The following is a 21,955-nucleotide window of genomic DNA, read 5'->3' as shown; positions in this document are numbered from 1 at the left end:
ATAAAATTTTGCTAAATGTGCATATTAGCTTAAACTTTTCTCTGTAAATAGCTTTTTTTTTCATTAATTTGCTACATAAACAGCTAAAAAATATGAAAAAACAATCCTCTAGAGCCCTTTTAACCATGGCTTTGTTTGTAGGGTTTTCTTCTGTTTGGGCGCAACAAACGCCATCTTCAACAGCAGGAACCCCAGTTAATAATTATAATTATCATGATGCTTTTGCACCACATTTTTACACAAAAAATGGTACAGGAACTCGTTCTGCGAGTGGTCAGCCAGGAGTTGAATATTGGCAAAATAGAGCTGATTATCAGATAACGGCAAAATTAAATGCTCAGAAAAATGAAATTATTGGTACAGATGAAATAACTTATACTAATAATAGTCCTGATAAATTATCCTTTGTTTGGTTAAACTTAGATCAAAATTTATTCAAGGAAGATTCAAGAGGAAATGCAGTTGTTCCTTTGTCAGGAAGTCGTAATGGAGCACAAGGTCAAGTATTTGATGGAGGAAATAAAATTAAATCTGTAAAAGTAATTTCAGGAGGAAAGACTAAAACGGAAACAGATGTAAAATACATTGTTACTGATACAAGAATGCAAATTTTTCTTCCACAGGAATTAGCTTCAAAAGGAGGTTCTGTAAAAATTAAAATCGAATTTTCATTTATCGCTCCTTTCGAAGGATCAGACAGAATGGGAGTTTTAGAAACTAAAAACGGCAAAATTTTCACAATTGCACAATGGTACCCACGCATGTGTGTGTATGATGATGTAAGAGGCTGGAATACTGCGCCATACTTAGGAGCTTCTGAATTTTATTTAGAATATGGTAATTTTGATGTAAAACTTACGGTACCTGCTAATCATTATGTGGTTGCATCAGGTGAATTACTAAATGGTACAGAAGTATTGTCTGCTGAACAATTTAAGCGTTACAAAGAGGCTTCTCAAAGTGATAAAACTGTTATGATTCGTTCTGCTGAAGAAGTTACAGCAACAGCAAATACTAATGCGACTGCAGAAAAAACATGGCATTATCAAATTAAAAATGCACGTGATTTTTCTTGGGCATCGTCTCCTGCTTTTATTTTAGACGGAGCAAAAATTAACCTTCCTAGTGGTAAAAAATCATTGGCCTTATCAGCTTACCCGGTAGAAAGTGCCGGTAATGATGCTTATAGTCGTTCTACAGAATATGTAAAATCATCAATCGAAAATTATTCAAAAAGATGGTTTGAATATCCTTATCCTGCAGCAACAAATGTAGCAGGAAATGAAGGCGGTATGGAATATCCCGGAATTGTATTTTGCGGATGGAAATCTAAAGGAGATGATTTATGGGGAGTTACAGATCACGAATTCGGACACATTTGGTTTCCAATGATTGTTGGATCTAATGAGCGTCTGTTTGCATGGATGGATGAAGGATTTAACACTTTTATCAACTCTGTGAGTTCTTATGATTTTAATAATGGAGAGTACAAACAGAAACCTGCTGATCTTCATGAAGATGTAGAATATTATACAAACCCGAAATTAGAGACTATTATGAGTTCTCCTGACAACATGAAGGAGGCTAATATTGGTGTTTTATGTTACTCAAAACCAAGTGCAGGATTAACAATTTTAAGAGAGCAGGTTTTGGGTGAGGAGCGTTTTGATAAAGCTTTGCGTACTTATGTTGAGCGCTGGGCTTACAAACACCCAACTCCTGATGACTTTTTCAGAACAATTGAAAATGTTGCCGGAGAAGACTTAAGCTGGTTTTGGAGAAGCTGGTTTGTGAATAACTGGAGGTTCGATCAAGGTATTAATTCTATTAAATATGTAAAAAATGATCCTTCAAAAGGAGTTGTGATTACAGTTGAAAATTTCGATAAAATGCCAATGCCAATCATTTTGGATGTTAAAACTAAAAGTGGAAAAGTAACCAGAGTTAAATTACCTGTTGAAATTTGGCAACGTAATAATTCATGGTCTTTCAAACATAATTCTACGGAAGAAATAGAAAGCATTACATTAGATCCTGATCATGTATTTCCAGACTATAATGAAAGCAATAATGTTTGGACATTAGGAAAAAGCGTTGTAGAGAAAGATGTTATTTTAGATGGATATCTGGGGAATTATTCGACTGCAAATGCGCCATTAAAAATTGAATTTACAGAGAAAAATAGTGTTTTAAGTGCTGAAATTACTAATTACCCTAAATTTTCTGTTGAACCAGTTGCTGGAGAAAAAGATACTTTTCAGTCAAAAAGAGCCGGTTTAAAATTCAAATTCAATGAAGCTAAAACAGGATTTGATATGATTGTTTTAGGTAATGGAAAAGTTATTCCGTTTACTAAGAACTAGGATTAAGAATAATAATAATTTGAAAATCCGATAGTTAATCGCAGCTATCGGGTTTTTTCTTTTTCAGGTTTCAAGTTTCAGGTTTCAAGTTTCAGGTTTCAAGTTTAAGGTTTTAAGTTTAAGGTTTTAAGTTTTAAGTTCAAGGGTTGTTTAAATTTTGAAAAACCTCAGAGCCTTAGTGTCTCAGTATCTCAGTACCTTTAAAAAAATAACATTAAGCTAAAAAAATGTTAGAATTTGTATTTTTTGTTTTGTGAATTAAAAAATAGTGTACTTTTGCAACCGATGAATAAAATAAGTTTACATATAACTTCTTTGTCACGGACAAACTCACCTGCTACTTCTCCCGAAGTACGGATGCTATCTCTATAGTATTCACAGAGTTTTTCGCCGCGTATTTATTTATATTCATTTTTCATTTTGAAATCACACAATTTGTCCTTTGGACAAGCATATCCTAAAAGTATTTATTATTTTGTAAATTTTCTAAATCAACAATTTGATTTTGAGAATGTTACTTCTATTTTGCGTAATTTTATTGGATTGATTTCTGGATTTCAAAGTAAACAATACGTTTTAATTTTTAACTCTAACTTCAACTATTGAAATGAAAATCTCTATTGTTGTTACTCAGGAAGAACACTTCAAATTCGCACAGGAAATTTGCGATACAATAGAATCATCTGCCTTGCTAAGAGGGACAGGGATTGCTAAAAGAACTCCTGAATACATTCAGAAAAAAATGTCGAACGGTGATGCGATGATTGCTCTGGCAGATGGAAAATTTGCAGGTTTTTGTTATATCGAAAGTTGGCAGCACGGAAAATTCGTGGCGCACTCTGGTTTAATTGTACACCCTGATTATAGAAATTTAGGCTTAGCCAAAAAGATAAAATCAAAGGTTTTTGATTATTCATTGCAAAAATATCCGGACGCCAAAATATTCGGAATTACAACTGGTTTAGCTGTAATGAAAATCAACTCTGATTTGGGTTATAAACCTGTACCATTTTCAGAACTTACAACAGATCCAAGTTTTTGGTCAGGTTGTAAAACGTGTACAAATTACGAAATCTTAAAAAGTAAAGAAAATAAGATGTGCTTATGTACAGGAATGTTGTATGATCCAAAAGACAAACCAAAAGATCCGCCAAGACACCCATTTAATGAAGTCGTTTTGAATAGATTAAAGAAAATAAAACAAGCGTTGTTTTTAAACAAAATTCTGTCTTTTATTTTTTTACCTTAAAAATACCAATAGAAAAGAAATCTCAAACTTGCTGAATACGAAAGTATTGGCTTAAATTATAAAAAATGAAAAAAGTTGTATTAGCTTATAGTGGAGGATTAGATACCTCGTATTGTTTGAAATATTTAAAAAATGAAAAAGGATACGAAGTTCATACCGTACTTGTAGATACAGGAGGATTTGATGCTGAAGAATTATCAGCAATTGAAAAAAGAGCCTACGAATTAGGAAGTGCACAACACGCGAACTTAACCATCGTAGATAAGTATTATGATAAAGCTATAAAATATTTGATTTTCGGAAATGTATTAAAAAACAATACTTACCCGTTATCAGTGAGTGCAGAGCGTGTTTTTCAGGCTATTGAAGCTATAAAATATGCTAAAAAAGTAGGAGCAAGCGCCATCGCACACGGAAGTACGGGTGCAGGAAATGATCAAATTCGTTTTGATTTGATTTTCCAAACTATTGCTCCGGAAATCGAAATTATCACACCAATTAGAGATTTGAAACTTTCAAGACAAGAAGAAGTAGATTATTTGGCTCAAAACGGAGTACATTATTCTTGGGAAAAAGCGCAATATTCGATCAATAAAGGACTGTGGGGAACAAGCGTTGGAGGAAAAGAAACATTAACTTCAAGTCAGCCATTGCCAAGTGATGCATATCCTTCGCAATTGCAAAAAGAAGGAGAAGAGAAAGTAAGATTGCATTTTGAGCAAGGGGAATTAGTTGGATTGAACGGTATAATGGATAAACCGTCTAATAATATTGTTGCTCTTGAAAAACTGGCAAATGCTTTTGCAATTGGAAGAGATATTCACGTAGGTGATACGATTATCGGAATTAAAGGAAGAGTTGGTTTTGAGGCTGCTGCTCCTTTAATCATCATCAAAGCACATCATTTATTAGAGAAACACACGCTTGGTAAATGGCAGCAATACTGGAAAGAGCAATTAGGAAACTGGTACGGAATGTTATTTCACGAAGGTCAATTTTTAGATCCTGTAATGAGAAACATCGAAACGTTTTTGCAAGACACACAAAAAACAGTAAATGGTGTTGTAATTGTTTCTCTAAAACCATATCATTTTTCGCTTGACGGAATTGAATCTGACAATGATTTAATGAACACTGGTTTTGGTCAATATGGAGAAATGAACAACGCGTGGACGTCTGATGATGCAAAAGGATTTATTAAGATTTTAGGAAATGCCCAAAACATATTTTCATCTGTAAATCATTTAGATCATGATTAATGTCGGAATAATTGGTGGTTCGGGCTACACGGCCGGTGAACTTATCAGAATTTTAATGTATCACCCGAATGTAAATATTGATTTTGTTTACAGCACAACCAATTCTGGGAAACCGCTTTCTGTGGCACACCACGATTTGATGGGGGATATTGAAATGAATTTTACTGACACCATCAATCCAGATGTAAATGTTGTGTTTTTATGTTTAGGACACGGAAAATCAATTTCATTTTTGAAGGAAAATCAATTTGCCGGACATACTAAAATCATCGATTTAGGAAATGATTTTAGATTGAATAAAGATGCTCACTTTGAAGGAAAAGATTTCATTTACGGTTTACCGGAATTGAATAAATCAGATATCAAAAAAGCAAATTATATTGCAAACCCAGGTTGTTTCGCTACAGCTATTCAGTTGGCTTTATTGCCTTTGGCTAAGCATAATTTATTAAATAATGATGTTCATATCAATGCTACGACAGGAAGTACGGGCGCAGGGGTAGGACTGTCAGAAACTTCACATTTTAGCTGGAGAAACAATAATATGTCGCATTATAAAGCTTTTGAACACCAGCATTTAGGAGAAATCTCAGAAAGTTTGGTTCAGCTGCAGGATGATTTCGAAAGTGAATTGCTTTTTATTCCTAATAGAGGAGATTTTCCAAGAGGAATTTTCGCAACCTTATATACATCTTCAGACGAAAGTCTGGAACAAACCGTTGCTAAATACGAGGAATTCTATAAAAACGAACCGTTTGTAACGGTGACAACGACAAATATCAATATGAAACAAGTCGTTCAAACCAACAAATGTATCATCAGTTTAATGAAAAAAGGAAACCGGATTTTAGTTACCTCAATCATTGACAACTTAACCAAAGGTGCTTCAGGACAAGCAATTCAAAACATGAATTTAATGTTCGGATTAGAAGAAACCACGGGTTTACATTTGAAACCAAGCGGATTTTAATTTTAGTTGATAGTTGTTGGTTTATAGTTAATAGAACATCGAACTTAAACCAACAACTATCAACAATCAACCAAAAACTAAAAAAGATGAATTTATTTAACGTATACCCACTTTATGACATAACGCCTGTAAAAGCAGTAGACTGTACCATTACAGACAATAACGGAGTGGAATATTTAGACTTATATAGCGGGCATGGTGTAATTTCGATTGGCCATACGCAACCTGATTATGTTGAAAAACTAAAAAATCAATTAGATCACTTAGGATTTTATTCGAATGCAATTCAGAATCCTTTACAGGTTGAATTAGCTCAGAAATTGGGAAAACTTTCAGGATTAGAAGATTACGAACTATTTTTATGCAGTTCTGGAGCTGAAGCAAACGAAAATGCTTTAAAATTAGCTTCTTTCCATAATGGAAAATCAAGAGTTGTTGCTTTTGATAATTCTTTCCACGGAAGAACTTCGGCTGCAGTTGCGGTTACGGACAATAAAAAGATTGTTGCGCCAATTAATGCACAGCAAGTAGTTACTTTTTTACCTCTAAACCAAATTGAATTAGTTGAAACTGAACTTGCAAAAGGAGATGTTACTGCAGTAATCATTGAAGGAATTCAAGGAGTTGGAGGTTTAGATCAGGGAACAACAGAATTTTTTCAGGCTTTGGAAAAAGCGTGTAAAAAACATGATGTTGTTTTGATTTTGGATGAAGTACAGTCAGGTTACGGAAGAAGCGGAAAATTTTTCGCATTCCAGCATCACGGAATCAACGCAGATATTATTTCTGTTGCAAAAGGAATGGGGAACGGTTTTCCGGTTGGAGCGATTTTGATTTCGCCAAAATTTGAAGCAAGTTTCGGATTATTAGGAACTACATTCGGCGGAAGCCATTTATCATGTGCTGCAGGAATTGCAGTTTTAGATGTAATTGAAAAATTAAAATTGATTGATAACGTAAACGAAGTTTCGGCTTATTTCGCAGAACAAATCAAACAAGTTCCTGGAATCAAACAAGTAAAAGGAAAAGGATTAATGCTTGGAGTTGAATTTGATTTTGATGTTTCTGCTTTAAGAAAGAAACTGATTATCGAGAAACATATTTTTACAGGAAGCGCAAACAATAAAAATCTATTGAGAATTTTACCACCATTGACAGTGAAAAAATCAGACATTGATACTTTTATTGTGGCTCTAAAAGAAAGTTTAGAAGAACTTAAAAATTAAGTTACCATATACTTTTAATTCGTTTAATCGTTTAACTGGTTAATCGATTAAACAAATTAACGATTAACCAATTAAACCAAAAAAATGAATCCATTATCAATTGAAAAACGCAATCTCGTTTTGCGTTCTATGGCAAAGCTGGTCGAGCGGGAGCGGAATCAAATCATTCTAACTAATCAGGAAGATTTATTGGCTTATGATGGCTCAGATTTAGCGATGGAAGAACGTTTGAAAGTAGATGATAAAAAAGTCGATGAGATGATTTTATCATTGAACCAACTGGCTTCTCAGGAAGATCCTGTTGGAGTGGAGCGTTTTCATTTTGTTCATGATAATGGAATTAAGGTCATTAATAAAACGGCCGCATTCGGAACGATTTTAATTATTTACGAATCTCGTCCGGATGTTACGATTGAAGCTGGTGGAATCGCTTTTAAATCCGGAAATAAGATTTTATTAAAGGGAGGAAAAGAATCTTTAAGATCAAATTTAAAGATTGTTGCTTTATGGCATCAGGCTTTAGAAGAAAATGGAGTTTCGAAAGACTGGGTTGAATATCTGAATTACAATCGTACAGAAACTCAGGCTTTCTTAGAAAAACCAACTCAAAAGGTAGATTTAATTGTTCCGAGGGGAGGAGAGAAATTAATTGAGTTTGTCAAACAGCACGCCACTTGTCCGGTAATTGTTAGCGGTCGTGGAAACAATTTTGTTTACGTTCATGAAAATGCCGATACAGATTTGGCTTTAAAAGTAATTTTAAATGCTAAAACTTCTAAAATTTCAGCCTGTAATGCTTTGGATAAAGTTTTAATAGATTCAAGATTACCTAATTTCGAAGGTTTTACAGCAATGTTAATTGAAGCTTTAACGGAATCTAAAGTTGAAATTATTGTTGATAAATCATTAGAAAATTTCGAAAATACAGAAACACTTCAAAATGAAGATATTTGGTATGAAGAATTTTTGGATTATAAAATTGTCATTGGAACAATTGATTCTGAAGAACATGCAATTGAAAAAATTAACAAATATTGTGGAGGACATTCGGCAGCTATTATTACAAGAGACGAAAAAAAGGCAAAGCAATTTATGGAATCTATTGATGCCGCAGCAGTTTATCACAATGCGTCAACACGTTTTACAGACGGCGGACAATTTGGTTTAGGCGGAGAATTAGCGATAAGCACAGATAAACTGCATCAAAGAGGACCAATCGGCCTTCAGCATTTGGTAACAAACAAATGGTACGTTTACGGAGAAGGACAAATTAGATAATTGAGATAATTTGACAATTAGATAATTTGACAATTAGATAATTTGGAAATTATTAAAGACAAAGCTTTGCGAACTTATCGTTTGTAAACACAAACAATATAAAAAAACCTTGCGCCCTTTGCGGTTAAAAATAATTAGATGAGCAAAAAAAGGATTTTATTAAAAATAGGAAGTAATACTTTAACCAAGGAAACCAACCATATTTCGCGGGGAAAGATTGAAGATATTGGGATGCAGATTGCCGCTTTGAATAAAGATTACGAATTTGTAATTGTGAGTTCAGGAGCAATCGCCGCCGCCAAACAATTTGTAAAGCTAGAAAGTAAAGGCAAAGAAATCGCATTGAAACAAGCTTTAGCATCAATAGGTCAACCCCATTTAATGCGGATTTTCCATGAAAATTTCAGTGATTTAGGTTTATTGACATCACAGTGTTTATTGTCTTATTCTGATTTTGAAAAACAGCAATCCAAAGTGAACATTGTCAATACCATTAATGTTTTGGTGGAAAACAATTACATTCCGATTATCAATGAAAATGATACTGTTGCCACAGATGAGATTCGGTTTGGAGATAATGACAAATTAGCGGCGTTGACAGCAGTTCTTTTAAATGTAGATATTCTGATTATTGCGACCAATACAAATGGTATTTACACGAAAGATTCCATTCACGATGAAAATCCGGAAACAATTAAATTAGTAAATGATCTACAGGTTTTAGAAAAAGAAATCGGAGAATCAAAATCATCACACGGAACAGGCGGAATGCAGTCAAAAATAGAAGCAGCCGGAATCGCAAAAGCAGCAAACATCGAAACCTGGATCGTCAACGGATTAAATGATAATTTTATTTTAAAAGCATTAAAGGAAGAAATTCCGTTTACCAGAATAGTTTAGAATTGTTTAACTGTTTATATGTTAATCGTTTAATCGATTAAGAAGAAACAAACAGAAAAACTATTTTTTAAAAAAGATATAAGTTTGATTTGTTTAATTGGCAAGCCGATTAAACAAAAAAAACGATTAACCGATTAAACTAAAAAAGATGAATTATATTTCAATTCAAGATATCAACTCATTATCAAAATGGGTAAAAAGCGCATTAAAAATCAAAAAGAATCCGCTTAAAAATCAAAGTTTAGGAAAGAACAAGACTTTAGGAATGCTATTCTTCAACCCAAGTTTAAGAACGCGTTTGAGTACTCAGAAAGCTGCTTTAAACTTAGGAATGAACGTTATGGTAATGAATTTCACTAACGAAGGCTGGACCTTAGAATTTGAAGACGGAGCAATTATGGATTCCGGTGCTTCAGAGCATATTAAAGAAGCTGCCGAAGTAGTTTCTCAATATTGTGATATTATCGCAATTCGTGCTTTTGCAGGTTTGGCAGATAAAGAAAAAGATTATGCCGAGACAGTAATTTCAGGATTTTTAAAACACGCAACGGTGCCAATCGTAAATATGGAAAGCGCGGTTCGTCACCCATTGCAGTCTTTGGCAGATGCTATTACGATGGAAGAATACAAAACGAAACACAAACCAAAAGTTGTTCTTTCGTGGGCGCCTCATCCAAAAGCGTTACCTCAGGCGGTTGCCAATTCGTTTGTAGAAATGATGCAAATGCAAAAAGACATGGATTTTGTAATCACACATCCTGAAGGTTACGAATTGAGCCCTGAAATTACAAAAGATTGTAAAATCGAATACGATCAGAACAAAGCTTTTGAAAATGCCGATTTTGTCTACGTAAAAAACTGGAGCAACTTCAACGATTACGGAAAAGTAACCAACATCGACCCCAATTGGACCGTTACCGCTGAAAAAATGGCGTTAACAAACAATGGTAAATTCATGCACTGTTTGCCAGTTCGTCGTAACGTAATTGTAAGTGATGAAGTTATCGACAGCGAAAATTCAATTGTAATTCAGCAAGCGAATAACAGAACGTATTCAGCACAATTAGTTTTACAGAAGATTTTGAAGAAATTGTAAATTAAGGTGCAAAGGCACAAAGTCACAAAGGTTCAGAGGTTTTATACACTGGATCTAAACTTTGTCCCTTTGTTCCTCTGAACCTTTGAACCTCATGAAGAAAGTTACCGTAATAAAAATTGGTGGAAATATCATTGATAATCCAACAGAATTAGAGCAATTTTTAACCGATTTTTCTAAAATAGAAGGATATAAAGTATTGGTGCACGGCGGTGGAAAATCGGCTACAAAAATGGCTCAAAGTATAGGTTTAGTACCTCAAATGGTTGACGGTCGCCGAATTACAGATGCTCCAATGTTAGATGTTGTAGTGATGATATATGCCGGACAAATCAATAAAGATGTTGTTGCACAATTACAGGCAAAAAATAATAATGCAATGGGATTTTCAGGTGCTGACGGGAATTTAATTCAGTCAGCTAAAAGAAACCATCCAACAATTGATTACGGCTTTGTAGGCGATGTAAAAAAGGTAAATACAACTTTATTGGAAACGTTGCTTGAAAACGGAATTGTACCTGTTTTCTGTGCCATTACACACGATAAAAATGGACAATTATTAAACACAAATGCCGATACCATTGCAAGCGAATTATCAATTGCCTTATCTGAAGTTTTTGATGTTACGTTGACGTATTGCTTTGAAAAACAAGGAGTTTTGCAGGATTCAGAAGATGATTCATCTGTAATTACAGAAATAAATGAAGCGTTGTATAATAAGTTAAAAGAAGAAAAAGTAATCCATTCCGGAATGATTCCAAAATTGGATAATTGTTTCAACAGTTTGTCTAGAGGAGTTCAGAAAATCAAAATCGGACATCATAAAATGTTGCAAAACCCGAATGTATTGCACACAACAATTACGTTATAAGTTATAGCCACAGATTAATAGATTAAAAAGATTAAAAAAATCTGTGAAAATTCTTTTAATCTGTGGCAAAAAAATAGAAGTGCGGAAGGTGTTTTAAATAATAATTTAAGAAATTTGCGCAAATTAAAAATGTCACAGATTTAATAAAAACTTTGTGACTTCGAGCCTTCGTGGCAGAGAAAACACACTTATGAAGAATATAGAAACGCTTACCAAAGAAGCCATACAACTATTAAGAAACTTAATTGAAACCCCTTCATTTTCTAGTGAAGAAGATCAAACGGCTCTTCTAATAGAAAACTGGTTTAATCAAAATGAGATTCCTTTTAAAAGAGAAAACAATAACGTGTGGGCTTTCAATAAATATTTCGACGAAAATAAACCAACACTTTTACTGAATTCGCACCATGATACGGTGAAGCCAAATCAGGCGTACACTAACGATCCGTTTAAAGCAATAGAAAAAGACGGAAAATTATTTGGTTTAGGAAGTAATGATGCAGGAGGATGTTTAGTTTCGTTATTAGCAACTTTCGTTCATTTTTATGAAAATCAAAGTTTGTCACATAATTTGGTAATTGTGGCTTCCGCCGAAGAAGAAAGCAGCGGTAAAAACGGTTTAAACAGCGTTTTGAAACATTTACCAGAGCTAGATTGCGCAATTGTTGGTGAACCAACTTTAATGCAATTGGCAGTTGCCGAAAAAGGTTTATTGGTTTTGGATGTAAAAGTAAAAGGAACTGCAAGCCACGCCGCGCATCAAAACGACGATAATTCATTATACAAATCAATTCCAGTAATGGAATGGTTTAAAAACTATAAATTCGACAAAATCTCTGATGTTTTAGGTCCTGTAAAAATGACCGTAACGCAAATTAGCGCAGGAAAACAGCACAATGTTGTCCCGTCAGAATGTGATTTGGTGGTTGATATTCGTGTAAACGATTGTTATTCAAATACTGAAATTCTTGAAGTGGTGAAAGCAAATGTAAATGCCGAAGTAACACCAAGATCAATGCATTTAAACGCATCGTCTATTCCAATTGCACATGGTTTGGTTCAAGCCGGAATCGCTTTGGGAAGAACCACTTACGGCTCGCCAACCCTTTCAGATCAATCGGTTTTAAGCTGTCAGTCTTTAAAATTAGGACCAGGCGAAACACTGCGTTCACATTCAGCGGACGAATTTATTTTTGTAAATGAAATTGAAGAAGGAATCGACTTGTATATCAAAATACTAAGCGATTTCTTTAAATTATAAGAAAAGAAAAACCGCCACGAATTCACGAATTATTTTAAAATTAATTCGTGAATTCGTGGCGGAAAACTAACCGTAATAGGATCTAAAAATATCACCTATGAAACTTTGGGAAAAAGGAATACCAACAGACAAACAAATCGAACATTTCACCGTTGGAAACGACCGTGAACTGGATTTGGTTCTCGCAAAATACGATGCTTTAGGTTCAATCGCACATGCCAAAATGCTTGGTCAAATTGGATTGTTGACTGAAGAAGAAACAACTTCTTTAGTTGATGCATTAAACGACATTATTGCTGATATCGTTGTGGGAAATTTTGAAATCGAAGACAGTTTTGAAGATGTACATTCTAAAATAGAATATTTATTGACCGTAAAACTAGGCGATGCCGGAAAGAAAATCCATACTGCACGTTCCCGTAATGATCAGGTTTTAGTTGATGTTCATTTGTATTTGAAAGATGAATTAAAAACAATAAAAGAACAGGTAAAAACATTGTTCGATTTATTGATGGAATCTGCAGAAAAACACCAAAATGTTCTATTGCCAGGATATACACACTTGCAAATTGCGATGCCATCGTCATTCGGAATGTGGTTTTCTGCTTACGCCGAAAGTTTAATTGATGATGTTACAATGCTAAATGCAGCTTCGAAAGTGGTAGATCAAAATCCATTAGGATCCGCTGCAGGTTACGGAAGTTCGTTTCCAATCAACAGAACATTTACAACGCAGGAATTAGGATTCGAAACCTTGAAATTTAATGCAGTTGCGGCACAAATGAGCCGCGGAAAAGCAGAGAAAACAGTAGCATTTGCAATGAGCAGTGTTGCGGCAACGTTATCAAAATTTGCGATGGACGTTTGTTTGTATATGAGCCAGAACTTTGATTTTATCAGTCTGCCGGCACATCTTACAACAGGTTCTAGTATTATGCCTCATAAGAAAAATCCGGATGTTTTCGAATTAATCAGAGGAAAATGCAATAAAATTCAGGCGCTTCCATACGAAATTACCTTAATTACAAATAATCTTCCAAGTGGTTATCACAGAGATTTACAGCTTTTAAAAGAAGGTTTGTTTCCAGCACTTCAAAACTTGAAAGCGTGTTTGGATATTGCGATTTTCTCAGTAAAAGATATCACAGTAAAAGACAATATTTTAAAAGATAAAAAATACGATTATTTGTTTACCGTTGATACTTTAAACGAAATGGTTGTTGCCGGAATGCCATTTAGAGATGCTTACAAAGCCGTTGCAGAACAATTGGAAGCAGGAACATACCAATCTCCAAAAGAAACAAAACATACACACGAAGGTAGTATCAACAATTTATGTTTAGATGCCATCAAAAATAAAATGAAAGAAGCTTTCTAAAAGCTATTCGATTTAAAATAAAAAACCGATTTGTCTTGTGAACAAATCGGTTTTTTATTTATAAATGATTCTGTTATACTTATTTGCAAGATGTAGAAAACAATCCGGTTGCAGAAACCTGCAGTGTAGCGCCAGCCCCACAAGATTTGTTCGCAACATATTTCTCAACATCTGAAACAGGTAAAGTAGTGTAGGTATAAGAAGGTTTTGAAACCCCTGTTCCAAAGTTAGCCGGAGCTTTTAGACATTTAAAAAACACAACATCAACTTTTCCCCCGTCAGTACTGATGTAGTCTTTAAATGGTTTGCCAATTCTGGCAAAATCACTTCCTTCAACATAACAGGTAGAATTTTTATCGCCACCGCCGATGCCAATAGCCAATGAATTTTTCAAAGACGTATTGTAATAGCAATTTAGAATATGAAGTTCAGCATTTCTGGCACGTGGCATACGTTCCCTGCAGCCTTCGGCCCAATAGCAATTTTTAAAAGTAACACTATAGTGTCCATCTGCAGGAGCATTACTTTTATTAGAACCTACTAAATCGGAGAAGCGATGATCATCGGCACCGCCAGAGCCACCGGCTTTTGGAGCTTTTAGATAAGTAAATTTGCACCACGAAATGGTAATATTATCGGCAGTACCTTTGTTGTCAAAATTGCCATCCATTCCGTCTTGAAATTCGCAATGATCTACCCAAATATTTGTAGCCTCCGATGTTAGGTTGTCGTGGCCGTCAACATCATAAGCTCCTGGTCCTTCAAAGATTAAATTTCTGATAATTATATTGTCTGAACCAGGTTTTAAACTTAGAATACCTGATCCTTCTGCGGTTTGATTTGTGTTTACCAATCGTGCTCCGGGAAGACCGATTAAAGTTTTATTAGCAACTAATATGCTGGTAAAAGAACAGTTGATGGTTCCTGAAACCAGAATTACCTGCGGCGTGGTAAGTTTTAACTTTGCATTTAAATCGGCATAAGTAGATACAGTTACGGGAGTTACAGTTCCGCCGCCAGTTGCTCCAGCACCAAATCCTTCTGGTGCGGACATACAATAATTTTGTGCAGAAAGGCTGGTCAGACCAAGCACGAAAATCATTAAAAATAGTTTTTTCATTTTTTTGTTTTGTTTAAGATAAAGTAAAGTGGTTTAATGTAATCGATTACACGAATGTAATTAATAAATTTTAATCGTAATTATTTTTATTAAAAATATTATGTTTTGAATGTTTTCTATACTTTTTAAATTAAAAATAAGAAAGATTTTCTGTACAAATAAAGCTTTCATAACTCAAAAAAAAGACTATTTTTGGGATGCTATTTAAATATAAATTATGAACAAATTTGATGATTCGGCTGCAAAATTACTGCGAGATAAAAGTTTAATCACTGAAAACCAATATCAGGAAATAACGGCTTATCGAAGTCTGAATATCTTTTCATTAAACGCAGAACTGAAATTATTTCTATATCTGTCAGTTTTGCTGTTTACGTCCGGAATCGGAATTTTAATTTACAAAAATATCGATACCATTGGGCATATTGCATTACTTTCGATATTGCTCATCGTGATTGTCATTTGCTTTTATTACTGTTTTAAAAATTCTAAAGGATTTCAAAAAACGGAAACTACGTTTGAAAATCCGGTTATAGAATATTTGGTTTTAGCAGCCAATATCCTTACTTGTATCTTCATAGGTTATCTTCAATTTCAATACAAACCATTCGGAACACATTATGGATTAGCAACTTTGGTGCCAACAATAATCAGTTTTTTCTGTGCTTATTATTTCGACAATAAAAGTGTTTTAACGATTGCAATTACAGGTACAGCTGCTTATGTAGGACTTTCGGTTACGCCTCAGGATTTACTGCATAATGATTTTTATTCCAATCCAAATCTGAGTTATTCGGCCATTATCTTGGGAGGACTACTTATTTTATACACCATCTATAGTTCACGAATTAATTTAAAAACTCATTTTAATCTCATCTATCTCACTTTTGCTTTGCATTTAATTAGTATTGCTTCTATAAGTAATATGACAGATGATTACAGTTATGATGGTATTTGGGTGCTTTTTGGATTGGTTCTGACCGCTTCATCTTATTATTTTTATAAAGAGAGTTATGAAATTAAGGCAATGTCCTTATATGTTTTTATGATTGTTTACGCTTATATAAGTTTAAATATATTCTTCTTTCGAATTTTAGATTTGATAGACTTCTCTGATATTTGGACCTTAATTATTTTAGCATCACCTATTTATTGTATTGGGTCGATAATAATGTTTATTAAACTAATTAAAAACTTCCATAAAGAAATAGCCGAATGATAGCACATGATAAACAATTATTAGATGATTTGGCTTTACTGGAAGAAGCAAATTCTTTAAAAAATGCTGGTTTTATAAGTAAAGAGCAGAGAGATTTAATAAAAAAAGAGTTGTCGGATTTTCACACTCAAAAGAATATTCTGGTGCGTTTGGGATTCTTTTTATTAGGATCTTTTTTGTATGGATCAATATGTGGCGCGATTTCATTGATTGGACTGGCAGGAGATAACGTATACTTCAATATCTGCTGTTATATATTTGCAGGAGTTGGTTTTGCAGGAGCAGAATCTCTAGCCAAGCAAAAATATTACCAACACGGTTTAGATGATGCTTTTATTTTAGGAGCAATTTTAAACGTCGGTTTTGCTATCGGAATTACTACTGAAGGATACGAATTAATCATTGCTATTTTCATGGCAATCGCGGCATTCGTAATGTATATACGATACCTGCATTTGCCATCTTTACTGGTTTTTTGCATCGCATCATCAGCTGTTCTTTTTTATGGATTGTTTGAATTTGGTGAAACAGGAAAAGCAATTTTGCCTTTTGTAACAATGTTGTTTGCTGCCGGGTTTTATTTTTTTACTAAAAAAGCAATTCAGAGTCTTACTGAAAGTTATTATTACAAAGGTTTTTTGTTAGCCAATAGTTTCTGTTTAATTCTTTTTTATCTTTCTTGTAATTATTTGGTAGTAAGAGAACTTTCTGTAATGGTTTTAGAAAATGAAGTTCTTCCTGGAGAAGATATTCCGTTTGCTTTTTTCTTTTACGCTTTTACGGCTCTTGTACCAGCTGTTTATTTGGTTCAGGCTTTAAAAACAAAAGACAGAATCATGCTTTGGATCAGTTTTTTAGCGATTGGTTTTTCAATTTATACCATCCGATTTTATTATTCCGTTTTACCAATAGAAGTTGCGTTAACGCTCGGTGGAGTTGTTTTATTCGCAATAGCGTATTTTTCAATCAAGAAATTAAAAGATAAGGAAACGGGATTGACATTTAAACCAGACAGAATCAATACTTCAAATGTATTTTTAAACGCAGAAGCCTTGATTGTAGCTTCAGCTTTCGGAATGAAACCAGTAGCAAAACCAGAAAGTTCTCCAATGGAATTTGGAGGAGGAGGCTTTAGCGGAGGAGGTTCGGAAGGAAGTTTTTAGAAAAAAAGTTGCCACAGATTAAAGGATTTCAAAGATTAAAAAAAATCATTTTTAATCACTTAATCTGTGGCAAAAAAAATTATACTTTGCTTTTCAAGGCGCCGGCATCAATATCACTGTGCGAAACATCATAAATCGCTTTTCCGTTTTTAATTAAGATAAGCTGTGGTGATTCGTGGTAAACACCAAATTTATTGGCAATTTCATTTGAAATGTCGCGATACTCAATCAAATCTAAAAAGAACGCATCGACATTTTCATCTAAATCATATTCTCTTTCAAATTGTTTCAAAGCAAAACGACTTATGCTGCATCTCGTGCTATGCTTAAAAATTACAATAGGCTTAACATTTGACATGTTCTCTATATCATTTAACTGTGCTAAATTTGTAAGAGGAATCCAGTTCACATTGCTTTTTTGTGACTCAGAATTGTCTGAATTTCCGAAGATAGAATTTAAAAAACTCATGTTTTGATGGTGTTTATGACTTTTTGTCGTTAAAAATTACCTAAAAAGCGGTTTTTAATGTCAATTTGTCTGTATTTTTTTAATGGAATATAATTTGAAAGTTCTTTAGCAAAATTACACCATTTAAAATTAAAAAGCGGATTCAATAAATTCAAATTTTAATGGTATCGATTATTTAACTGAAAATCAAACCTTACTAAAACATATAATATGAACATAAATAAATTTACAACCAAATCGCAGGAAGCCATTCAGCTTTCACAGCAATTGGCGCAGCGATACGGACAACAGCAAATAGAAAACGAACACATTTTTAAGGCCATTTTTGAGGTTGACGAAAATGTAGCGCCATTTATTTTGAAAAAACTCAATGTAAATGTGCCATTATTTTTACAAATATTAGATTCAACGATACAAAGCTTTCCAAAAGTTTCCGGAGGTGATATTATGCTTTCCAGAGATGCCAATAAAGCTTTGAATGAAGCCGAAATCATTGCACAAAAAATGAACGACGAATACGTTTCGATCGAACATTTAATTTTGGCTATTTTCGATTCAAAAAGTAAAGTTGCCCAGATATTAAAAGATCAGGGTGTAACCGGAAAAGCTTTAAAAGCAACAATTGAAGAACTGAGAAAAGGCGAAAGAGTAACTTCAGCTTCAGCAGAAGAAAACTATAATGCCTTAAATAAATACGCTAAAAACTTAAACGAATTAGCAAGAACAGGAAAACTGGATCCAGTAATTGGCCGTGATGAAGAAATTCGTCGTGTATTGCAAATTTTGACCAGAAGAACCAAAAATAACCCAATGTTAGTGGGTGAACCTGGAGTTGGTAAAACCGCTATTGCAGAAGGTTTGGCACACAGAATTGTTGATGGCGATGTGCCTGAAAACTTAAAAGATAAAATCGTTTTCTCTTTAGATATGGGAGCGCTGATTGCCGGTGCGAAGTATAAAGGAGAATTCGAAGAAAGATTAAAATCAGTTGTAAAAGAAGTTACTGCTGCCGAAGGTGATATCGTTTTATTCATTGATGAGATTCACACACTTGTTGGCGCGGGTGGAGGAGAAGGCGCCATGGATGCAGCAAATATCCTAAAACCAGCTTTGGCTCGTGGAGAATTAAGAGCGATTGGAGCAACGACTTTAGACGAATATCAAAAATATTTTGAGAAAGATAAGGCTCTGGAACGTCGTTTCCAAAAGGTTTTAGTTGATGAACCGGATACCGAAAGTGCGATTTCGATTTTACGTGGAATCAAAGAGAAATACGAAACACATCATAAAGTTCAAATTAAAGATGAGGCAATTATTGCCGCTGTAGAACTTTCGCAACGTTATATTACGAATCGTTTCTTGCCGGACAAAGCAATCGATTTGATGGACGAAGCAGCTTCTAAACTGCGTATGGAAATCAACTCAAAACCAGAAGAATTAGATGTTTTGGATCGTAAAATCATGCAGCTGGAAATCGAAATTGAAGCCATCAAACGTGAAAAAGAAGAAAGCAAACTGAAGATTTTAGGAATGGATTTGGCGAATCTGAAAGAAGAGCGAAACGAAATTTACACCAAATGGAAATCGGAAAAGGATATTGTTGACGGAATTCAGTCTGTAAAACAAGAAATTGAAGATTTTAAATACGAAGCAGAGCGTGCAGAGCGTGATGGTGATTATGGAAAAGTAGCCGAAATTCGTTACGGAAAAATCAAAGAAGCACAAGAACGCCTTGATGGTTTATTAAAACAATTACAGGAATATCAATCTGGTAATTCGTTGATTAAAGAAGAAGTGACACGTGAAGATATCGCCGAAGTGGTCGCAAAATGGACAGGAATTCCGGTAATGAAAATGCTTCAGACCGAAAGAGAAAAACTCCTTCATCTGGAAGAAGAACTGCACAGAAGAGTAGTAGGTCAGGAAGAAGCAATTGAAGCCGTGAGTGACGCTGTTCGCAGAAGCCGCGCTGGTTTGCAGGATATGAAAAAACCTGTTGGTACATTTTTGTTTTTAGGAACAACCGGTGTTGGTAAAACAGAGCTTGCAAAAGCATTGGCAGAATATCTTTTTGATGATGAAAATGCGATGACCCGTATCGATATGAGTGAGTATCAGGAACGCCACAGTGTGAGTCGTTTAGTTGGTGCGCCTCCGGGATATGTAGGTTATGATGAAGGTGGACAATTGACAGAAGCCGTTCGTAGAAAACCTTATTCTGTTATTTTGTTAGACGAGATTGAAAAAGCGCATCCGGATACTTTCAATATTTTATTGCAGGTTTTAGATGAAGGACGATTAACCGATAACAAAGGTCGTCTGGCCGATTTCAAAAACACGATTATCATCATGACATCCAACATGGGAAGTCAGATTATACAAGAGAAATTTGAGAATTTAAAAGGAAGTGTCGAAGCCGTAACCGAAGCTGCAAAAGTTGAAGTTTTAGGTTTATTGAAACAAACCGTACGTCCGGAATTTATAAACCGTATTGACGAAATTGTAATGTTTACGCCATTAACGGTTGACAATATTTCAAGAATTGTAAGTTTACAATTGAAAAGCGTTAGCAAAATGCTGGCTTTACAAGGCATTACAATGGACGCAACTCCAGAAGGAATCAAATATCTTTCAGATAAAGGTTATGATCCTGAATTTGGTGCAAGACCGGTAAAACGTGTAATTCAGAGAGAAGTGCTGAATCAATTGTCGAAAGAAATTTTGGCAGGGCAAATCAGTACCGACAGCATTATTTTGATAGATGCATTTGATGGAAAATTAGTTTTCAGAAATCAATCACAGCCAGTAGCATAATTTGCACAAAAATAATTTTTAAACACCAGTTTTTACAACTGGTGTTTTTTTTTAAAATAAATGAGAACCGTAAATCCTGAAACTTTTTTTGAAAGTAATATAAAGTAATTGGGTTTATAAATTCTCAACTTTATGATACTAAAAAATCATTATATTTAATGAAAGTAAATAATTAAAAACCAACAATATGAATAATATTTTTAGAGGATTAATCGCAGGTTACGGAGCAAAAAAATTAGGTGGAGGATGTTTTGGAACAATCCTTGTTTTTGTAATTATTTGGGTACTTTTAGGACAATGCAACTAATTTTTTTTGCTGAAAATTGATTCAAAAGTAGTAGATTCGCACAACCATAAAATAATGGGAATCACAATATAAAAACGATTATAATGGCATCAGGGTTTTTCGTACTATTAGATGATATTGCAGCAATTATGGATGATGTTGCAGTAATGAGTAAAGTTGCAGCAAAAAAAACGGCAGGAATTTTAGGAGATGATTTAGCGGTAAACGCTGAAAAAGCTTCAGGTTTTGCTTCTTCGCGAGAACTCCCTGTTTTATGGGCAATTAGCAAAGGTTCATTACTAAATAAAATAATAATCTTACCGATTGCTTTTTTATTAAGTGCCTTTTTTCCTATTGCAATCATTGTAATTCTGGTATTAGGAGGATTGTTTTTAGCTTATGAAGGTGCTGAAAAAATCTACGAATTTATATTTCCTCATCAACATGAAGAATCAGAAGGAATAACAGAAGAAAGTTATACTGAAGAAGAAATTCTGGCGATGGAAAAAGGAAAAATAAAATCAGCGATCATAACGGATTTCATTTTATCTGTCGAAATTGTAATCATCGCTCTGGGAACTGTAATTGGTAAACCTATTTCGCAGCAAATTATTGTAGTTTCTATAATTGCAGTTATTGCTACGATTGGTGTTTACGGAATTGTAGCCCTGATTGTCAGAATGGATGAGGCAGGTTTTAAATTGATTCAGATCAGTAAAAAAGACAAGAGTGTTTTAAAGTTTATTGGAAATATTTTAGTAAAAGCACTTCCATTAGTCATAAAAAGCTTAACTGTAATAGGTACAATTGCCTTGTTATTGGTTGCGGGTGGTATCTTCGTTCATTATATTCCTTTTTTCCATCATTTATCTCCTAAAATAAACCTGCCTTCCATTATAAAAGAATTTGTTGTCGGTTTAGCATTAGGACTTGTAGTATTATTAGTTGTTAATTTGGCGAAAAAGTTATTCAAGAAAAAGTAAATCTTTATTTTAGAAGTGCGAACCAATTTCGGCATTTTTTTTGCGGTTAA

17 protein-coding genes are annotated in these 21,955 nt (G+C 34.2%); 15 read left to right on the top strand and 2 right to left on the bottom strand.

What is annotated here, in order from left to right; genetic code table 11:
- Positions 1 to 92: 92 nt before the first annotated feature.
- The 11 genes from J2X17_RS06115 (at position 93) to argH (ending at position 13,851) form a co-directional block, all read left to right on the top strand.
- The gene (locus J2X17_RS06115; RefSeq protein ID WP_310295673.1) at positions 93 to 2,363 is read left to right on the top strand and encodes a M1 family metallopeptidase; all 2,271 of its coding nucleotides are present in this window, start codon (positions 93 to 95) and stop codon (positions 2,361 to 2,363) included.
- Between the two features lie 607 nt (positions 2,364 to 2,970).
- Entirely contained in the window at positions 2,971 to 3,612 is a 642-nt protein-coding gene (locus J2X17_RS06110) for a GNAT family N-acetyltransferase (protein WP_310295671.1), read from the top strand.
- 65 nt (positions 3,613 to 3,677) lie between these two features.
- Entirely contained in the window at positions 3,678 to 4,871 is a 1,194-nt protein-coding gene (locus tag J2X17_RS06105) for an argininosuccinate synthase (RefSeq protein ID WP_310295669.1), read from the top strand.
- The gene (argC, locus tag J2X17_RS06100; RefSeq protein ID WP_310295667.1) at positions 4,864 to 5,841 is read left to right on the top strand and encodes an N-acetyl-gamma-glutamyl-phosphate reductase; all 978 of its coding nucleotides are present in this window, start codon (positions 4,864 to 4,866) and stop codon (positions 5,839 to 5,841) included. The genes J2X17_RS06105 and argC overlap by 8 nt, the downstream gene beginning before the upstream one ends.
- 86 nt (positions 5,842 to 5,927) lie before the next feature.
- Complete coding sequence (locus tag J2X17_RS06095) at positions 5,928 to 7,067, top strand: aspartate aminotransferase family protein (RefSeq protein ID WP_310295665.1); 1,140 nt, start codon at positions 5,928 to 5,930, stop codon at positions 7,065 to 7,067.
- An 84-nt stretch (positions 7,068 to 7,151) separates the two neighbouring features.
- Positions 7,152 to 8,345, top strand: coding sequence for a glutamate-5-semialdehyde dehydrogenase (locus J2X17_RS06090; protein WP_310295663.1), 1,194 nt, complete (start codon positions 7,152 to 7,154; stop codon positions 8,343 to 8,345).
- Positions 8,346 to 8,483: 138 nt separating this feature from the next.
- Complete coding sequence (proB, locus tag J2X17_RS06085; protein WP_310295661.1) at positions 8,484 to 9,245, top strand: glutamate 5-kinase; 762 nt, start codon at positions 8,484 to 8,486, stop codon at positions 9,243 to 9,245.
- Positions 9,246 to 9,393: 148 nt separating this feature from the next.
- A complete protein-coding gene (locus tag J2X17_RS06080; protein WP_310295659.1) occupies positions 9,394 to 10,341 on the top strand; it encodes an N-acetylornithine carbamoyltransferase in 948 nt (315 codons plus the stop codon).
- 94 nt (positions 10,342 to 10,435) lie between these two features.
- A complete protein-coding gene (gene argB, locus J2X17_RS06075; protein WP_310295657.1) occupies positions 10,436 to 11,212 on the top strand; it encodes an acetylglutamate kinase in 777 nt (258 codons plus the stop codon).
- A gap of 190 nt (positions 11,213 to 11,402) precedes the next feature.
- Positions 11,403 to 12,473 (top strand): M20 family metallo-hydrolase, encoded by a 1,071-nt coding sequence (locus J2X17_RS06070; RefSeq protein WP_310295655.1) that lies wholly within the window; start codon positions 11,403 to 11,405, stop codon positions 12,471 to 12,473.
- Between the two features lie 97 nt (positions 12,474 to 12,570).
- On the top strand, positions 12,571 to 13,851 hold the full coding sequence (argH, locus tag J2X17_RS06065; protein WP_310295653.1) for an argininosuccinate lyase: 1,281 nt from the start codon (positions 12,571 to 12,573) through the stop codon (positions 13,849 to 13,851).
- A 79-nt stretch (positions 13,852 to 13,930) separates the two neighbouring features.
- Here the strand turns inward: argH and J2X17_RS06060 are convergent, their stop codons facing one another.
- Entirely contained in the window at positions 13,931 to 14,971 is a 1,041-nt protein-coding gene (locus tag J2X17_RS06060; RefSeq protein ID WP_310295652.1) for a pectate lyase family protein, read from the bottom strand.
- A gap of 217 nt (positions 14,972 to 15,188) precedes the next feature.
- On the opposite strand from J2X17_RS06060, the gene J2X17_RS06055 reads away from it, so the two are divergent.
- Together J2X17_RS06055 and J2X17_RS06050 are read left to right on the top strand one after the other, a co-directional pair.
- A complete protein-coding gene (locus tag J2X17_RS06055; protein WP_310295651.1) occupies positions 15,189 to 16,190 on the top strand; it encodes a DUF2157 domain-containing protein in 1,002 nt (333 codons plus the stop codon).
- Positions 16,187 to 17,353, top strand: a complete 1,167-nt coding sequence (locus J2X17_RS06050; protein WP_310295650.1) for a hypothetical protein — start codon at positions 16,187 to 16,189, stop codon at positions 17,351 to 17,353. The genes J2X17_RS06055 and J2X17_RS06050 overlap by 4 nt, the downstream gene beginning before the upstream one ends.
- 79 nt (positions 17,354 to 17,432) lie before the next feature.
- On the opposite strand, the gene ytxJ is transcribed toward J2X17_RS06050, so the two are convergent.
- Entirely contained in the window at positions 17,433 to 17,822 is a 390-nt protein-coding gene (ytxJ, locus tag J2X17_RS06045) for a bacillithiol system redox-active protein YtxJ (protein WP_310295647.1), read from the bottom strand.
- A 210-nt stretch (positions 17,823 to 18,032) separates the two neighbouring features.
- On the opposite strand from ytxJ, the gene clpB reads away from it, so the two are divergent.
- Both clpB and J2X17_RS06035 read left to right on the top strand, forming a co-directional pair.
- Positions 18,033 to 20,636 (top strand): ATP-dependent chaperone ClpB, encoded by a 2,604-nt coding sequence (clpB, locus tag J2X17_RS06040; RefSeq protein ID WP_310295645.1) that lies wholly within the window; start codon positions 18,033 to 18,035, stop codon positions 20,634 to 20,636.
- 390 nt (positions 20,637 to 21,026) lie between these two features.
- Positions 21,027 to 21,905, top strand: coding sequence for a DUF808 domain-containing protein (locus J2X17_RS06035; RefSeq protein WP_310295643.1), 879 nt, complete (start codon positions 21,027 to 21,029; stop codon positions 21,903 to 21,905).
- Positions 21,906 to 21,955: the final 50 nt, after the last annotated feature.

This window comes from Flavobacterium aquidurense, assembly GCF_031458035.1.
Classification (GTDB): Bacteria; Bacteroidota; Bacteroidia; order Flavobacteriales; family Flavobacteriaceae; genus Flavobacterium; species Flavobacterium aquidurense_C.
Note: the sequence above shows the minus strand (reverse complement) of the source record. Positions and strands in the feature narration are given on the sequence as shown.

Coding starts and splice junctions, on each gene's coding strand:
- J2X17_RS06115 (WP_310295673.1), top strand. CDS start 93: ATGAAAAAACAATCCTCTAGAGCCCTTTTAACCATGGCTTTGTTTGTA.
- J2X17_RS06110 (WP_310295671.1), top strand. CDS start 2,971: ATGAAAATCTCTATTGTTGTTACTCAGGAAGAACACTTCAAATTCGCA.
- J2X17_RS06105 (WP_310295669.1), top strand. CDS start 3,678: ATGAAAAAAGTTGTATTAGCTTATAGTGGAGGATTAGATACCTCGTAT.
- argC (WP_310295667.1), top strand. CDS start 4,864: ATGATTAATGTCGGAATAATTGGTGGTTCGGGCTACACGGCCGGTGAA.
- J2X17_RS06095 (WP_310295665.1), top strand. CDS start 5,928: ATGAATTTATTTAACGTATACCCACTTTATGACATAACGCCTGTAAAA.
- J2X17_RS06090 (WP_310295663.1), top strand. CDS start 7,152: ATGAATCCATTATCAATTGAAAAACGCAATCTCGTTTTGCGTTCTATG.
- proB (WP_310295661.1), top strand. CDS start 8,484: ATGAGCAAAAAAAGGATTTTATTAAAAATAGGAAGTAATACTTTAACC.
- J2X17_RS06080 (WP_310295659.1), top strand. CDS start 9,394: ATGAATTATATTTCAATTCAAGATATCAACTCATTATCAAAATGGGTA.
- argB (WP_310295657.1), top strand. CDS start 10,436: ATGAAGAAAGTTACCGTAATAAAAATTGGTGGAAATATCATTGATAAT.
- J2X17_RS06070 (WP_310295655.1), top strand. CDS start 11,403: ATGAAGAATATAGAAACGCTTACCAAAGAAGCCATACAACTATTAAGA.
- argH (WP_310295653.1), top strand. CDS start 12,571: ATGAAACTTTGGGAAAAAGGAATACCAACAGACAAACAAATCGAACAT.
- J2X17_RS06060 (WP_310295652.1), bottom strand. CDS start 14,971: ATGAAAAAACTATTTTTAATGATTTTCGTGCTTGGTCTGACCAGCCTT.
- J2X17_RS06055 (WP_310295651.1), top strand. CDS start 15,189: ATGAACAAATTTGATGATTCGGCTGCAAAATTACTGCGAGATAAAAGT.
- J2X17_RS06050 (WP_310295650.1), top strand. CDS start 16,187: ATGATAGCACATGATAAACAATTATTAGATGATTTGGCTTTACTGGAA.
- ytxJ (WP_310295647.1), bottom strand. CDS start 17,822: ATGAGTTTTTTAAATTCTATCTTCGGAAATTCAGACAATTCTGAGTCA.
- clpB (WP_310295645.1), top strand. CDS start 18,033: ATGAACATAAATAAATTTACAACCAAATCGCAGGAAGCCATTCAGCTT.
- J2X17_RS06035 (WP_310295643.1), top strand. CDS start 21,027: ATGGCATCAGGGTTTTTCGTACTATTAGATGATATTGCAGCAATTATG.